The organism is Streptomyces sp. 549 (genome assembly GCF_030124175.1).
Classification (GTDB): domain Bacteria; phylum Actinomycetota; class Actinomycetes; order Streptomycetales; family Streptomycetaceae; genus Streptomyces.
In genome coordinates, this window is the sequence record NZ_JASKMT010000021.1 from 83,973 (window position 1) to 99,746 (window position 15,774).

Annotated in this window: 10 protein-coding genes and 2 pseudogenes; 9 read left to right on the forward strand and 3 right to left on the reverse strand. The window is 70.6% G+C overall.

The genetic code is table 11. From position 1 onward, the window contains the following. Positions 1 to 165 precede the first annotated feature (165 nt). A complete protein-coding gene (locus QNO07_RS21090) occupies positions 166 to 1,464 on the forward strand; it encodes a beta-ketoacyl-[acyl-carrier-protein] synthase family protein (RefSeq protein ID WP_283993778.1) in 1,299 nt (432 codons plus the stop codon). Here the strand turns inward: QNO07_RS21090 and QNO07_RS21095 are convergent. Then, a complete protein-coding gene (locus tag QNO07_RS21095; RefSeq protein ID WP_283993779.1) occupies positions 1,428 to 2,225 on the reverse strand; it encodes a response regulator transcription factor in 798 nt (265 codons plus the stop codon). The genes QNO07_RS21090 and QNO07_RS21095 overlap by 37 nt on opposite strands. Before the next feature lie 380 nt (positions 2,226 to 2,605). On the opposite strand from QNO07_RS21095, the gene QNO07_RS21100 reads away from it, so the two are divergent. The 4 genes and pseudogenes from QNO07_RS21100 to QNO07_RS21110 all read left to right on the forward strand — a co-directional run bounded on the left by QNO07_RS21100 (position 2,606) and on the right by QNO07_RS21110 (position 6,521). Then, a complete protein-coding gene (locus QNO07_RS21100; RefSeq protein WP_283993791.1) occupies positions 2,606 to 3,583 on the forward strand; it encodes an AraC family transcriptional regulator in 978 nt (325 codons plus the stop codon). A 53-nt stretch (positions 3,584 to 3,636) separates the two neighbouring features. Then, positions 3,637 to 3,879: pseudogene (locus QNO07_RS27750) on the forward strand (hypothetical protein); the annotation flags it as partial. Positions 3,880 to 4,472: 593 nt separating this feature from the next. Beyond that, positions 4,473 to 4,622, forward strand: coding sequence for a hypothetical protein (locus QNO07_RS21105; protein WP_283993780.1), 150 nt, complete (start codon positions 4,473 to 4,475; stop codon positions 4,620 to 4,622). A gap of 156 nt (positions 4,623 to 4,778) precedes the next feature. Further along, complete coding sequence (locus tag QNO07_RS21110) at positions 4,779 to 6,521, forward strand: phosphodiester glycosidase family protein (RefSeq protein WP_283993781.1); 1,743 nt, start codon at positions 4,779 to 4,781, stop codon at positions 6,519 to 6,521. Positions 6,522 to 7,229: 708 nt separating this feature from the next. Here QNO07_RS21110 and QNO07_RS21115 read toward each other — a convergent pair. Continuing rightward, a complete protein-coding gene (locus tag QNO07_RS21115) occupies positions 7,230 to 8,570 on the reverse strand; it encodes an NsdA family TPR-like regulatory protein (protein WP_283993782.1) in 1,341 nt (446 codons plus the stop codon). Positions 8,571 to 8,800: 230 nt separating this feature from the next. Here QNO07_RS21115 and QNO07_RS21120 point away from each other — a divergent pair, with 230 nt between their 5' ends. From QNO07_RS21120 to QNO07_RS21135, 4 genes are all read left to right on the forward strand, one after another. After that, complete coding sequence (locus tag QNO07_RS21120; RefSeq protein ID WP_283993783.1) at positions 8,801 to 10,666, forward strand: 1-deoxy-D-xylulose-5-phosphate synthase; 1,866 nt, start codon at positions 8,801 to 8,803, stop codon at positions 10,664 to 10,666. Continuing rightward, entirely contained in the window at positions 10,663 to 11,799 is a 1,137-nt protein-coding gene (ispG, locus tag QNO07_RS21125; RefSeq protein ID WP_283993784.1) for a flavodoxin-dependent (E)-4-hydroxy-3-methylbut-2-enyl-diphosphate synthase, read from the forward strand. Before QNO07_RS21120 ends, ispG begins: the two co-directional genes overlap by 4 nt. Beyond that, a complete protein-coding gene (locus QNO07_RS21130; protein WP_283993785.1) occupies positions 11,796 to 12,860 on the forward strand; it encodes a polyprenyl synthetase family protein in 1,065 nt (354 codons plus the stop codon). Before ispG ends, QNO07_RS21130 begins: the two co-directional genes overlap by 4 nt. Positions 12,861 to 13,006: 146 nt before the next feature. Then, entirely contained in the window at positions 13,007 to 14,098 is a 1,092-nt protein-coding gene (locus tag QNO07_RS21135; protein WP_283993786.1) for a terpene synthase family protein, read from the forward strand. A gap of 329 nt (positions 14,099 to 14,427) precedes the next feature. On the opposite strand, the pseudogene QNO07_RS21140 reads toward QNO07_RS21135, so the two are convergent. Then, positions 14,428 to 15,646, reverse strand: a pseudogene (locus QNO07_RS21140) (IS3 family transposase). Positions 15,647 to 15,774 lie beyond the last annotated feature (128 nt).

Consider the following 15,774-nt stretch of genomic DNA (forward strand, 5'->3'; position numbering starts at 1 on the left):
GCAACCAGCCTCCGGTCGCCCTCACGGCTCCGTCCGCCGGCCGTTACGGAAAGCGCCTCGTGCTCTCTACCGTGATGACGACGGCCAGTGGACAACGAATGGCCCGTGCCCACGCACATGTCCAAGGGAGACCATTCCCTGGAAGGCTTCAGAAAGGGAACCGCGATGTCCTACGAAGCATCTGACGGCTACTTCTTGGGTTATCCGAAGCTCCCCGATCTCCCCGGTTCCCCGGAAGGGGAAGTCCTCGGCACAACCGGCGTCGTGGTCACCGGCCTGGGAATGACCACGCCGTTGGGCGCCGACGTCCACTCCACCTGGACGGGGCTGCTCGCCGGCGAATCCCCGGTCACCGTGCTCGACGAACCGTGGGCCCACGACCTGCCCGTACGGCTGGTCGGCCGGCTGAGTCAGGAACCGACCGAGGTCCTGCACCGGGTCGAGGCCCGGCGGATGGACCGCTGCCAGCAGATTGCGATGGTGGCGGCCCGGCAGGCATGGGCCGACGCCGGCGTGCCCATGGTGGCGCCCGAGCGGTTGGCCGTGGTGATCGGCACAGGGCTCGGCGGCGGGAAGACCCTGGTCGACCAGCACGACCTGTCCTCCGCGAAGGGGCCGGGGCGTGTGTCGCCCTTCGCCGTGACGATGCTGATGCCCAACGGTCCGGCCGCCGCCGTCAGTCTGGACCTCGGCGCCCGAGCCGGCGCCCACGCACCGACCAGCGCCTGTGCCTCTGGAGCCGAGGCGATCGCCATGGGGCTCGCCATACTTCGTGCCGGGCGGGCCGACGTCGTTGTCGCCGGCGGCACCGAGGGATGCATCGGGCGGCTGTCCATGGCGGCCTTCGCCCGCATGGGAGCCCTGTCCAGCCGCCACGACGAACCTCAGAGCGCATCGCGGCCGTTCGACAGCGCGCGTGACGGCTTCGTCATGGCGGAGGGCGCCGGAGCCGTCGTACTGGAACGAGCAGACTCCGCAAGAGCTCGTGGCGCGCGGGCGTACGCCACGCTTGCCGGTACGGGGATGAGCTCCGACGCGCACGCCATGACAGCTCCTTCAGCGGACGGTCAGATCACTGCGATCCGCCAGGCACTGAGCTCCGGCGGCCTCGGCCCGCAGGACATCGTTCACGTCAACGCTCACGCTCCCGGTACGCCCGTCGGCGACCGCATCGAAGCGTCGGCGTTGCTGGAATCGATCGGCCCGCACGCTCTTGTCACAGCGACCAAGTCGATCACCGGCCATCTCATAGGCGGGGCGGGCGCGGTCGAGGCCATCTTCACGGTCCTGAGCATCTTCAACGACGTGATTCCCGCGACCAGGAACCTCGACGACAAGGACCCCGAGGTGAAGGTGGACATCGTCACGGGAAGTCCTCGGCACACCAAGGTCACCGCGGCCATCTCGAACTCGTTCGGTTTCGGCGGTCACAACGTGGTCCTCGCCTTCACCAAGTCCGCCTGACCGGGGGCGCGGGACGGGCCGGAGGAAAGGGGGCTTGAGGGGCCGGGAGGTACTGGAGGGCCTGCGGAGGTCCCTGGAGCCTGCGCAGGCTGGGTCGGGTGCACCAGACCGCTCCGCTGTGCCATCAGCGCCGCGTGCATCCGGTTCGGCAGCTCGAGCTTGGCGAGGATGCGCGAGACGTGGGACTTCACCGTGGCGGGCGTCACATGCAGCTCGGCGGCGATCTCCTGATTCGACCTCCCCATGGCTATACCGGACAGGACTTGGGTCTCCCGGCCGCTCAGGGTGGCCAGGGCGACCGCGTGCGAGCGCTCCTGCGGCGGCGGAAGAATCTCGAACCGATCGATCAGCCGTCGGGTCATCGTGGGGCAGATGTAAGCCGCGCCGCCGGCGACCGCGCGGACCGCTGAGGTCAGTTCCTCCTGGCTGGCGCTCTTGAGCAGAAAACCGCTTGCGCCCGCCTTCAGCGTCCCGAACAGATGGCTGTCGAGGCTGATGCTCGTGAGGACGACGATTCCGGGTACGAATCCGGGTGCCGCTGCCCCCGAAGGCTTGGTGATTTTTCGGATGAACTCGCATTCGGCGTCGATGAGTACGACTTGCGGTCGCCGCAGCTCGAGCAATCGTAACGCCTCTTCACCGACTCTCGTATCAGCGACCACGGTGATGTCTGATGCCTCTCCGAGTGCGTGCCGGAAACCGCGGCGCACAAGGTCCTCATTGTCGACCAGCATTACTTCCAACGTGCTGCACTCGTCCATCAATCACTCCGCCTGTGCGATTCGGATGTGTCGTCCCCGTTCCACTCCGTGGTCTCCTGGCCGGTGTGCACGGATGCTGTCAAGAATGCATTTGGCACATGTGGTTGCACACGCGAAGGCTGTAGGGGTGCGCCGAGCCCTCCTGGTGACCGTGGCTGATACCGTGCATGCCCGCTGGCCGGCATGCACATCCCGCTTAGGCTGAATGACAGCCTGCGACGGGATTCGCCGCAGCGATTCCTTCCGATGCTAGGGAGTTGGCGGTGCTGGTTCCAGGCAATGGCGGCCATGCTGTGGGCCGTTCCGGACACGGGGCGGGTGTCGACGAAGTCCCCACGGCTCCCAGGCTGTTCCCGCGCGGCATCGCAGGCGTGCGAGCGATGGTGGATGTCGGGGTCGAGCGCGGAGTTCCCGTACCGGCGTGCCTGGACGGCAGCTGTGTGGACGAGAACACTCTTGTCGACGACGCCGCACACGTCCGCGCCTGGCAGGAGCTCGTCGTGGCGCAGAATCTGATCCGTGCCACAGGCGATGCTCCCGGCCTGGGTCTGGAGGTCGGGAGCCGGATTCCGCTGCGCAAGTACAGCGTGTGGGGCTTCGCACTGCTGGCCAGCCCAACGCTGCGCGAAGCGGCGGCTGTGGGACTGCGCTACCTGGAACTCACCTTCACCATGGTCGGGATCCACCTTCAGGATGAAGGGGACGAGGTCCACCTCGTCATGGACGACGGGCTTGTGCCCCAGCCCGTCCGGCACTTCTTCGTTGAGCGGGAAATGGCCAACATCCGCACCATCCTGGATACCATTCTGGGTCGGCCCTTCATCCCCCATCGGCTGGAGGTGCGCTTCCCGCGGCCTGAAAACCCCGCAGGCTACGAGGCGTTTGCCGACGCGCCGATCGCCTTCGGAGCGCCGCGCAACGCGATCGTCACCCTGGCCGCGGTACTGGAGCAGTCGCTGCCGCAGGCGGACCGCCACACGATGCAGGTGTGCGAACGCGAGTGCAGCCTCCTGCTGGCCCGGCGCGCCCACACCGAGTTCGCAGCGCGGGTACGGGAGCTGCTCATGCAGTGGCCGGTCGGGATCCCCGACATGGGTGTTGCCGCAGCCGCGCTGCACGTCTCCACCCGCACGCTGCACCGGCGTCTGGCCGTGGAGGGCACTTCCTACCGGCGTCTCGCCGACGGAGCGCGGCACGCTCGCGCTGTCGAGATGCTGTCAACCCTCGGACTGGGAGTCGACCAGGTCGCCGTTCGGCTCGGGTACGCAGACGCGGCGGCGTTCATCCGCGCGTTCCGCCGGTGGACGGGTGTGACCCCGGGCGCCTACCGCTCCAGGGTGCCGACTCGGCCGTACTGATCATTTCAGGACCAAGTGGGGAGCGTACGGGGTGCGTTCAGGAACAGAACGGGCGGGAAGGCGGAAACGAGCCCGAGCGGGAAGAACGCCGACGCGACCGCCGCCGACACGGGCTCCGTCAGAAGGAAGCTCCGCTCGGCAGGTCCTGCGGCGGGCTGACCAGCAAGATTCACCTCCCGCCGACCGGAAGCGACGACCTCTGTCGTTCGTCCTGGTCGCCGGGCCGGCCGGGGACGGCCCCCGGTTCGTCCCCGCGCTGAAAGAAGATCCGCGTCCGTCTGCCGGTCGGCCGTCCCGTCAGCCACGATGCCGACCCCCTACAAGGAGAGGAACCCAGTCGAGAGAAGCAAGCCGCAGCGCCGCCAGCCGAGGCCCGTGATCGGAATTGAATCCTGGTCAGGAGCGGATTCGCGTCCACACCGGGCAGTTCAGGACCCGCCGCGTAAACCGGAAACGGCTGGGACACCGCGCCGAACGGGATGAGTGGCCCATCGACATCGAGAACAGCAGGGCACGCTGCACGGAACCAGTAACGGGAGCACGATAGCGGCGGATCCCACCAGCGCCCGCCTTGATGACCAAGCCCGACACCCGACCATCACCCCGCTTGCTGCTACTCCTCGTATACGTCCAGGGGCCCCAAGATCTGCAACTGCTGTCCGAACAGCAGGCAAACGTTGCTGCTGAGAGTGAACGAAGCCAGCCCGGATCAGGCCGGCGGCATCGGTGAGCGTCGTCACCTCGGCAACCCGCGCTCCGTGAGAAGCCGGGGACGCCTGGGCCGGTGCCGAAGCAAAGAGCGGAACGAGGGCGAGGGAAAGCGCGCCGACGCGCTGAAGGTTCTTGACCACCCCCGCGTTCTACCGGCCTTCTCGCCCGTGGTGGGGCCTTGAGCGTGACGATCAACTCGGTGGTGTTCCGTTCCTCCGGCCAGGATCTGGCCACTGTCGGCACCTACATCGAGATGGCCTCCCGCCTGACCGGACCCGTCCTCCTGGGCCTGGCCGTCCTCGCCATCCGCAACCGCGTCGAACGCTGACCAGTTGGCACCTTCCGGCGCCGCACCCCTGGCGGTGGTGAAGCCGTCACCCGCCGACACGTTGTCAGCCACCCTGCCGTAACCACGGCTCACCACTGTGAACGGGAAGATGCACCTGACTCTGCTTACTCATGTGAGAGATGGAGGACCCACGGGATGCGGCACCCCAGCAGGCGACCTAGTATCGGCCGACCATCCGGCGCCGCCCGCGCGGTTGTTCTCGCCCTCCTCATCCCCGTGCTCACGCTGCTCACCCTGCTTGCCGGATCGCCCTCCACGGCGGATTCCGACCAGCGCCCGGCGGCGGCGGCGAACGCCACGGCACCGGCCTTGCCCCTGGGGTCCGGTGACCTGCACGAGGCGCGGACAAGCGAGGCCGTCGGGCCCGGCGTCACCCATATCACCATCAAGCGCGGCCACGCCTCAGCCAACGACTACTGGACCGTCACCGCCGGGCTCGCCACCGGCGAACCGGAGATCGCAGCCCTCGAACAGCGGCTGCGGGAACTGGGCCACGACCCGCGCCGCGAAGCCGTCGCCGGCCCCGACCCGCGCGGCCCGCCCGGCCGCCCGATGGCCACCGCCGTCCGCGTCGGCGCTTTCCCCACCTCCGCCGAAGCCGGGCAGCTGAGGGCCGAGCTCGTTAGCGCCGGTCTCAGCGCCCGCGTCCACCACACCAGCGAGGACGGCCACCACACCACCGGCCCCTGGCGCCTCAACGTCCTCCTCCTCAACCCCGCCGCCGCCAAGCGACTCCGCGTCGAACTTGGCCAAGGTCGTATCGAGGGCCTGGAGTCCGTCAGCTCCGCCGCCCACCGCACCGGCGCTCTCGCGGCCGTGAACGGCGGCTTCTACGTCACCCCCAACACCCGGCGCGAACCCGGGCCTTGGCTCGCCGGCACCCCCGGCGATCCCGCCGGGCTCACCGTCATCGGCGGCGACCTCCTCTCCGAGTCCGTCCTGCACCGGCCCGCCCTCGTCCTCCCCGGTTCCTCCGGCCTCCGCCCGGCCGTACGCCGTCTGTCCACCCGGCTGAGCATCACCGATTCCCGGGGCGCCGCGCACCCCGTCACCGGCCTCAACCGCTTCCCCGGGCTTGTCCCTTACTGCGGCGGCGCCTGGGCCACCGGCCGTGACAAGGCCGCCCACCACGACTACACCTGCGGCAGCTCCGACGACCTCGTTGTCATCACCCCCACTTACGGCCGGCAGGCTCCCGCAGGGGACGGCCGCCAGGCCCTCCTCGACGCGAACGGCCAGGTCACCGCGCTCCAGGACCACCGCGGCGGCCCGGTGCCTCCGGGCGGAAGCGTCGTCCAGGGACGGGGCGCGGCGGCCCAGTGGCTGGCCACCAACGCCCGCCCCGGCGTCCGCCTCCAGATCCGCCAGGAGGTGACCGATCCCGACACCCGCCAGCGGCTCCGACCCACCCCGAGCCTGGACATCATCGAAGGCGGCCCCCTGCTCCTCCGCGGTGGCCGCACCGTGCTCGATCCTGTCCGTGACGGCTGGAGTCCGCAGGCCATCGACGGTCACGACCGCCGCGCCTTCTACAACGACTGGTACCTGCGCAGGAACCCGCGTACCGCTGCCGGGACCACCGCCTCCGGCCATCTCATCCTGATGACCGCCGACGGCCGTCAGCCCGGACACAGCGCCGGGCTCACCATCACGGAGACGGCGGCCGTCATGCGCAGCCTCGGCGCCGTCGACGCCCTCAACCTCGACGGCGGCGGCTCCACCACCCTCGTCACCCACGACCGCGTCCGCAACACCCCCAGCGACCCCACCGGAGAACGCCCCGTCGCCACCGTCCTCCTCCTACCCTCCGCAGCCGGTCCTCCAGACCCGCCCGCCCGACAAGCGGGGAACAACAGCCCTGGCCGACACGGTCGTTGACATGCTGATCACGTCCTGCCTGGACACTGACCTGGATGCACGAACGAGGGGTGGTCCACGATCGGTTCGGGCCTCGCCTGCAGGAGGAAATCCCTGATCAGGATCGACGAAGAGGTGCCCGCGCATCTCCAGGTCCACCTGATCGTCTACAACTACGGCGCCCACATGACCCCGGCGATCAGGGCATGGCTGGCCAAACTCCCGCGGTTCCAGAGGTGGAGCGACTCACCCGCGACGTGGGTGTCGCCCACGGGGTCGAGCGCTACCTTCTGCAGTTCTGGCCCCAGACGTGAGCTGAGGAGCTGCTGCCAGCGCCGCGTGGGCAGGTGAGCGCGGGGCGTGCGGCCGCACCTGAAGTAGCGAGCTGTGGACTGCGGCGTTCCGGGTGGATCTGGGCGGTCCCATCGGTCCGGTCCGTACCGGTGTCGGAAGTTCCGGCGGGGTCCTGGGGGGAGACGGACCCCGCAGCTTTCGCCGGGGGTGCTCTGCTGCTGCTCGCCACGGCGGGCGGCGCGCTCTACTGGCGGCGTCGCGGTGTCGCCCGCGCCCGCTGACCGGCCGGGCAACCGGGCAGTGGTCGCCGGCAGTGCCCCGGCACTCGCGTGAATATGCCCCCGGCGCGGTCGCGCCTGCACGGCTCACCGCCGGGGGCCGGTCATGTTGCTCCTCATGCAGGATCCATTCGACTGTGCCGCCGTGCTGGCAGCCTCACAGGGCCCTTGCCCGGTCCAGGAGAGCAGCGGTGGGCCGGTGGCGGCGATGGGGAACGAGGCGCCGGCGCATCGCGGCGAGACGGCGGGTGGCCCGCACCGAGTCAAGGTGTGGGTAGTCGTCGAGGAAGACGTGCCAGTGGGCCAGGGCGGCTTCCAGATGCCCCTGGGAGAGGCGGATATCGGCGAGACCGGCGTGGGTGAGGACGCGGGCGTGCCGTTCGGCGGAGGTGCGTCTCCTCAGCGACGTGGTGAAGGCGTCTATCGCGCCGGGGACGTCGCCGAGCGCCAGTAGCGTCTGACCGCGCTGGTAGAGCAGGGCGGCGAGGGAGTAGGCGGTGAACGGCCCGGGTGCGGAGTCGGCCCGGCTGTGGAGACGCTCGGCGGTGGCCAGGGCTCTCAGTGCCGCGTGCCGGTCATGGTGGGCTGCGCTGACCGCGAGGTGGGCCTGCGTGAAGGCGCGGGCGATGCGCGGCGCGCCCCGGGATGCCTCGATGGCACGTTCGGACAGGCTCACCGTGGCGGGAGTGCGGTGGCCCAGGTCGTGGGCGTGGGTGGCCATCAGCCTCAGCGCGATCGCGAAGGCGGCCGCGTCGTCCGCCTCGGCGGCCAGGCGGGTGGCGAGGTGGTGGTAGCGCTGGGCGAGGGCGTCGGCGCCGTCGTCGGCGGTCATGGTGCCCAGCAGCAGGGTCAGCCGGGCCGCTCCCGCCAGTAACTGGCGGTGCAGGGTGTCACCGACGGGTGCGCGCAGCCAACCGGTGACCGGCTGGGCGAGATAGGCGGCCAGGGCGGCACGCACGTGCCCGCCGCCGTGTTGCTCGGCGGCCTCCGCGAACCGGGCGGCCATCGCGTCCATCTGGCCCACCCGGGCGTGCGGGGGGACACCGGGCCGCACCGGGGCGTCACCGTGCGCACCGGATAGGGCGGGCGGGGCGGCCAGGTCCGGGGCGAGCGTGGCCAGGCTGTAGACGCCGCCGGTGAGCAGACGGCGGCGGGCCGGGTCGAGTTCGGCCCGCACCAGCGCGGAGAGGGCGCGCGCCGGTTCCGTCCCGCCGAGCTGCGGCTGCCCGGAGGTCGAGGCCGGCACAGCCTTCGACAGGCCCGCCTGTGCGGGTGTGACGACCCGTCCCAGGCGGCGGGAGAGTGCCTCAAGCAGGAAGACCGGGGCCGGCGGGCGCGGGGAGGCGCCGGACAGCCAGCGTGACACCGACGACTGGCCGCACGCCAGCCGGTGCCCGTGCTCGGCGGCCACCACTCTGATCTCCGCGGCCAACCTGGCCTCGCTGAACCCGGACTCCTCCAATAACCGCCGCAGCAGGACGTTCGGTTCGGCTCCCACGGTCGTCCCCTCCCACCCGGCTCCACCCCGTCCGCCACAGCGCCCATGCCGGCTTTCACAAGGACACGAAGTCGGATGCCGTGCATGGCATCCGACCACCCGCCCCCCTGGGCGGAACGTGCGCGGGGTTGTGCACTGGTTGATACCCCGTCACGCCCGCCCGTGAAGCCTGGTCCAGGCCAGCGCGGTTGCCCGCACCGCCCCGCACACCGTGAAGGAGAACGATCCTGATGGCCGCTCCCACCGCGTCGTCCCCGGGGCCGCCCGCGCTGCCCGACGGCCTGCGCGAGGTACGTGCCTGGCCCGCCGCGGAACTGCCGTCCCTGGCCGCGCGCATCCGCACCTTCCTGGTCAACGCGGTGTGCGCCAGCGGCGGTCACCTGGGCCCGAACCTTGGGGTCGTCGAACTCACCCTGGCCCTGCACCGGGTCTTCGACTCACCCCGCGACGCGCTGGTCTTCGACACCGGCCACCAGGCCTACGTGCACAAGCTGCTCACCGGACGCAGGCGCGGGTTCACCGCACTGCGCCAAGCGGGCGGCCTGTCCGGCTACCCGTCCCGGAGCGAATCGGTGCACGACCTGGTCGAGAACTCCCACGCCTCCACCGCCCTGTCGTACGCGGACGGCCTGGGCAAGGCCCGCGCACTCAGCGGCGAGCGGGACCGGGCGGTGGTCGCGGTCATCGGCGACGGCGCCCTGACCGGAGGCATGGCCTTCGAAGCCCTCAACAACATCGGCGCGGCCCCGGACCGGCCGGTTGTCGTCGTCGTCAACGACAACGGCCGCTCCTACGCCCCCACCACGGGCGCTCTGGCCCGCCATCTGGCGGCGCTGAAGCAGGGCGGTGGCGCCGAAGCCTGCCAGAACTGGTTCACCGAACTCGGCTTCACCTACGTCGGCCCCGTCGACGGCCACAACACCCCGGAACTCGAAGCTGCACTGCGTCACGCGCGGGCGACGCGGCGCCCGGTCTTGGTGCACGTGATGACCGTCAAGGGCAAGGGATACCAGCCCGCCGAGACGGACCCGTCGGACTGCCTGCACGCCGTCGGCACCGTCGATCCGGCCACCGGCAGGCCCGCCCAGCCCGCCCCGGCGTCGCCGACCTGGACGAACGTGTTCGGCCAGGCCCTGACGGAACTCGCCGCCCAGCGCGACGACGTGGTGGCGATCACCGCCGCCATGCCGCGGCCCACCGGCCTGCACCTGATGGCCGCCCGCTTCCCCCAACGCGTCTTCGACGTCGGCATCGCCGAACAGCACGCCGTCACCAGCGCCGCGGGGCTCGCGACCGCTGGGTTCCATCCGGTCGTGGCGATCTACGCCACCTTCCTGAACCGCGCCTTCGACCAGGTCCTCATGGACGTCGCGCTGCACCGGCTGCCGGTCACCCTCGTCCTGGACCGCGCCGGAATCACCGGCCCCGACGGGCCCTCCCACCACGGCATGTGGGACCTGGCCCTGCTCTCGGCCGTTCCCGGACTCCGGCTCGCCGCACCCCGCGACGCCACCCGGCTGCGCACCCTGCTGAGCGAAGCCGTCGACACCGGGGACGGGCCGACGGTGCTGCGCATCCCCAAAGGCGCCACCGGCGGCAGTGTCGAGGCCGTGGCCCGGATGGACGGCCTCGACATCCTGCACCGCAGCACCCGCCGCCCCCTCGACGTCCTGCTCGTCACCGTCGGCGCTCTCGCCGCCACCGGCCTCCGGGCGGCCGCGCTGCTGGAGGAGCAGGGGCTCGGCGTCACCGTGGTGGACCCCCGCTGGGCGCTGCCGGCCAACCCGGCCCTGCCCGCGCTCGCCGCACGCCACCGCCTGGCCGTGACCGTCGAGGACGGCATCCGCGCCGGCGCGGCCGGCACGGCCATCGCCCAGACCTGCCAGGACGCGGGAGTCACCACCCCGGTCGTCACCCTCGGCCTGCCCACCGCCTTCGTCCCCCACGGCTCCCGGAGTGCCCTGCTCGCCCAGGCAGGCCTGGACGCGCCGGGCATCACCCATGCCGTCCTGCACGCCATGGACCACCAGCGGGCGACCCCCTCGACCGACGGTGTGGACCGTGCCCGCCCCCTACCGGATCGGAGCCGCCGGTGACCGCCATCGACCTCGGCCTGCCCTCCCGGTCCAGCCTGCTTCCCGTGCGCCGCCCCAGCCGCCGGCTGAGCGTCGGCGACGTCCCGGTGGGCGGCGGAGCGCCGATCAGCGTGCAGACCATGACCACCACTCCGACCGCCGACGTGGACGCGACGCTGCGGCAGATCGCCGAAGTCACCGCCGCGGGCTGCGACATCGTCCGCGTCGCCGTGCCCACGCAGGACGACGCCGACGCCCTGCCGGCCATCGTCGCCAAGTCCCCGATCCCCGTCATCGCGGACATCCACTTCCAGCCCCGCTACGTCTTCGCCGCCATCGACGCCGGCTGCGCGGCGGTCCGAGTGAACCCCGGCAACATCAGGAAGTTCGACGACCGGGTCGGCGACATCGCCGACGCCGCGACCGCTGCCGGGGTGCCCCTCCGCATCGGCGTCAACGCCGGCTCCCTCGACCCCCGCCTGCTCGCCAAGCACGGCCGCGCCACCCCGGAAGCCCTGGCGGAGTCCGCTCTGTGGGAGTGCTCGCTGTTCGAGGAGCACGGCTTCCAGGACCTGAAGGTCGCCGTCAAACACCACGACCCCCTGACGATGATCGCCGCGAACCGGCTGCTCGCCGAACGCTGCCCGTACCCGCTCCACCTCGGCGTCACCGAAGCCGGTCCGGCCTTCCAGGGAGCGATCAAGTCCGCCGTCGCCTTCGGCGTCCTCCTCGCCGACGGCATAGGCGACACCGTCCGCGTCTCCCTCTCCGCCGACCCGGTGGAACAGGTCAGGGCCGGCAATCACATCCTGCAGTCGCTCGGCCTGCGCCCCCGCAAGCTAGAGATCGTCTCCTGCCCCGGCTGTGGCCGCCTCCAGGTCGACATCCACCGCCTCGCCGCCCGCGTGGAAGCCGCGTTCGACGGTTTCCCCCACCCCCTGCGCGTCGCGGTGATGGGCTGCGTGGTCAACGGACCCGGCGAATCCCGCGAAGCCGACCTCGGCGTCTCCTGCGGCAACGGCAAGGGCCAGATCTACGTCCGCGGCCAGGTCGTCAGGACCGTGCCCGAACAGCAGGTCGTCGACGCCCTCGTCGAGGAGGCCCTGCGGCTCGGCGAACAGGCGGAGCTACCGGAAGCGGGCGACACGCCGTGACCTCGACGCCAGTGACCACCGGCCCGATCGACCTGGACGCCGTTCGCGCCGGAGTCGACGCCGTGCTGAACGGCTTCCTTCAGCACAAGAGCGCCACCGCCGCGCGGGGCAACCTGCCAGGCGACGTCACACGTTGCCTGGGCGAGTTCCTGACCGCGGGCGGCAAACGCCTGCGGCCCCTCCTGTGCGTCGTCGGCTGGTACGCCGCCGGCGGACACGACGACCCCGAACGCGTGTTGCGCGCCGCGGCGTCCCTGGAGCTGTTCCACGCCTTCGCGCTCATCCACGACGACATCATGGACAACTCCCCGACGCGCCGCGGCCGAGCCACCGTGCACCGCGCGCTCGCCGCCGGCCGCGGCCACGCCACGGACCCGGACCGGTGGGGTGCCGGCGCCGCGATCCTCATCGGCGACATGGCCCTGGCCTGGTCCGACGAACTCCTCCACACCACACGCCCCACGCCCCTGCTGCTCCACGTCGTCGACAGCATGCGCGAGGAGATCATCTACGGCCAGTACCTCGACCTGCTCGCTCCCGACCGGCCCCTCACCGACGTCGACGCGGCGTTTCGGGTCATCCGCTACAAGACCGCCAAGTACACGATCGAGCGCCCACTGCACGCCGGAGCGGCTCTCGCCGGGGTCGGCGAGGCGATCCTCGAGCCGATGAGCCGGTTCGCGATGCCACTCGGGGAAGCCTTCCAGCTCCGGGACGACCTGCTCGGCGTGTTCGGTGATCCCGCCAGGACTGGCAAGTCCGTCCTGGACGACCTGCGTGAGGGCAAGCACACCGTGCTGCTCGCCCTCGCCGCCCGCAACGCCGACCCCTGCCAACTGGCGCTGCTGCGGCGGCTCGTGGGTGCTCCCGCGCTGGACGACGACGGTGCCGTCGACGTCCGGCGGGTGCTGGAGGTTACCGGGGCCCGCGCCACCGTCGAGGGCATGATCGCGGCCCGATACCAACAGGCCCTCGCCGCCGTCGACGACCTTCCTTGCCCGTCCGCCGCGGCCGGCGCCCTGCGCCACATCGCGGCCCTCGCCGTGGAGCGCGCCTCATGACCGCCGAGCGCGCCTCACGACCGCCGAAGCGTGCGCTGTCCGCGGCGAAAGCCGCTGACCGGCTGTGGAGTCGCTGCCCAGACCCCTCGTACCGGTGACCGCGCGCCTGGTTGCTGGACCCCGTACCCCCAGAAGGGAAACATCGCATGAGCGTCACGATCGACATCCCCCCACTCTGGTGTCCGCTGGAACTACGGGTCCGGGACGGTGTGGAGGAGTTCGACGCACGGTCGCACGCCTGGCTGGAGCGGCACGGCCTGGACGAGCGGTCCCTGCTGCGCGCGACCGCCACCGACACCGGCTTTCTCGCGTGCAGCTGGGCGCCGGACGGTACGCGGGAAGGAGTGCAGCTCCTCTCCGACTGGCTCGTGTGGGCCCTGCTGTTCGACGACTACTACTGCGACGCTGGGGAGCTGTCGGACCAGCCGGGACCGTTCAACACGCTGATCGCGGAGATGATGGCGCGGGCGATGTACCCGGAACTCGGCCGCACCGGCCGCACCGGTGACACCGCCTTCGACGCCTTCGCGTCCTCACTCGCCGATATCGTCACCAGAATCCACACGCTGGCCGACCCCCAACTGGCCCACCTCTGCTCACTCGCCCACTACAGATGGGCCGTCGGGGCCATGTGCGGGGTGAGCGACCGGGCTGCCGGAACACTGCGGACTGCGAGCCAGCACCTGCTCGTCCGCGCAGCGGACGGAGCGGACTGCCTGTCCGCGCACATGATCGAGGTCGCCGAGGGGACAGCGCTTCCCGCTTCCGAACGCATCACCCCTGAAGTCCGCGCACTGAGCCAGGCGGCGGGCATCCTGCTGACGGTTCCCACGGACCTGGCCTCCTACACGCGCGAGAGTCACCAGGAATGCCTGGAATCGAACGTGGTGCAGATTCTCGGCGTCGAGTACGCCTGCTCGTCGGAGGAGGCGGTCAGCCGCTCGTGCTCACTCCTGGAGAGCGTCATGGAGTTCTTTGTCGCGATGCGGAGCAAGCTGCAACACAGCGGCAGCACGGAACTTCACCGCTACGCGGACCAGATGGCCAACCTGGTGCGCGGAACCTACGAGTGGCAGCGTTTCCTCCCCCGCTACACCACCGCCCTAGACGTTCCCGTGGCAGGCCGACCCGCTGCCGTCGTCAAGCCCGCCAGAGCCCTGCACGAGATCACCGACACGCCCAACCAGAAGCGTGCCGAGAAGGACCCCGCTATCGCGTGGTGGTGGGAACTGCTGTGACCCCGCTCCTCCCGGCGGCCGAAGGGCGGCGTTGGTGGGTGCCGTCAGCGAGTGGCACCCGTGCACACTGAGTGCCCGGTGTGCGGCCGGGGCGGACGGCTGGGGTGGAGCGTCGCCCGTCGACGGTGTACGGCTCGTCGCGGTGCCGGGTACGCGAGCGACGATGGGTAAAGCTGAGGGCGCGGCCTATTGCTGCGTAGCGTCGACGGCACCGACAGGCCACCAGCCGGAGAGGCGGGGCTCCATGCGCGCATCCACGGACACCACCGCCCCGGCCCAGAGGGCCGCGGCCTCCAGTCGCCTGAACCGTTCCGGGTTCGGCAGAGATCTCAGATGTTGGTTGTGACCTGGGCTTTCGTGGTGCTCAGGTAGTGGTTGGCTTCGTATTCGGCGGGCGGTATGTGCCCTATCTCACCGAGCCGGGTGTGGTTGTACCAGTCGGTCCATTCGGCGGTGGCCAGCTCGACCTGGGCGAGGGATCGCCAGGGCCGCTGCGGCTTGACCGCCTCGGTTCTGAAGAGGCCGATCGTGGACTCCATCAGCGCGTTGTCGTACGCGTCGCCGACCGATCCGATCGAGGCGGCGATGCCGGCCTTCTCCAAGTGCTCGGCCAGCGTGAAGGACGTAGATATTGCGAGCCCGCGTCCGAGTGATGCAACAACTCCCCTGGCAGGAGCGGGTATTGGTCGCGGTCGCGTTGCCACAGTCCCATGTCCAGGGCGTCCAGGGCGTCCAGGGCGTCCAGGACGAGCCGGGTCTGCTTCGTGGTCGAGGCGGACCAGCCGACGATCCGGCGGGAGAAGGTGTCCACGACGAAGGCGACGTAGACGACGCCGGAGAACGTGGCGACGTGGGTGAAGTCGGCGACCCAGCAGCGGTTCGGCGCGGACGCGACGAAGTCGCGGTCGACCAGGTCCGGCGCCCGGGGCACGGAGGGGTCCGGGATCGTGGTGATCACTCTCTTGCCGCGGACGGCGCCGGCGATGCCGAGCTCGCGCATCAGCCGTTCTACGGTGCAGCGGGCCACGGTCTGGCCCTGGCGGTTCAGGTGCCGCCAGATCTTCCTCGCGCCGTAGACGCGGTAGTTGGCGTCGTATGCCTCCTGGATCAGGATCTTCAGCTCGGTGTCGCGGACCGTGCGGGCCGAGGGTGCCAGTCGGCGTTTGTGGTGGGCGTAGTAGGTGGACGGGGCGATCTTGCAGTCGTGCCCGGTCAGAACACGGCAGATCGGCTCGACTCCGCCGAAGCGGTCCCGGGGCTCGTCAACGAACGCTACGAGCGTGTGTGTGGCCGGTCGAGCTCGGCCGCGAAGAAACTCGCTGCGGCCTTCAGGATCTCGTTCGCCCGCTTCAGCTCGGCGTTCTCCTTCTTCAGCCGCTTCAGCTCGGCCGACTCCTCCGTCGTCGTCCCCGGTCTGGCCCCGGCGTCGATCTCGTCCTGACGGACCCACTTGCGCAGCGTCTCGGTCATGCCGATCCCGAGCTTCGAGGCGACCGCTTTCATCGCGGCCCGCTCGGTGTCGTAGTCGGTCCGCACCTCGGCGACCATGCGCACCGCACGACGGCGCAGCTCAAGCGGGTACTGGGAAGGACGTGCCACGACTCGATCCTCTCAGTGGACGTTAAGTCCGATCTTCCTCGGTTCGTGATCGCTCGATCGTGTGACTGATCGCTGGC

Excerpts from the sequence above, each read along its gene's own strand:
- QNO07_RS21090 (WP_283993778.1), top strand. The coding sequence starts at position 166 with ATGTCCTACGAAGCATCTGACGGCTACTTCTTGGGTTATCCGAAGCTC.
- QNO07_RS21095 (WP_283993779.1), bottom strand. The coding sequence starts at position 2,225 with ATGGACGAGTGCAGCACGTTGGAAGTAATGCTGGTCGACAATGAGGAC.
- QNO07_RS21100 (WP_283993791.1), top strand. The coding sequence starts at position 2,606 with ATGGTGGATGTCGGGGTCGAGCGCGGAGTTCCCGTACCGGCGTGCCTG.
- QNO07_RS21110 (WP_283993781.1), top strand. The coding sequence starts at position 4,779 with ATGCGGCACCCCAGCAGGCGACCTAGTATCGGCCGACCATCCGGCGCC.
- QNO07_RS21120 (WP_283993783.1), top strand. The coding sequence starts at position 8,801 with ATGGCCGCTCCCACCGCGTCGTCCCCGGGGCCGCCCGCGCTGCCCGAC.
- QNO07_RS21135 (WP_283993786.1), top strand. The coding sequence starts at position 13,007 with ATGAGCGTCACGATCGACATCCCCCCACTCTGGTGTCCGCTGGAACTA.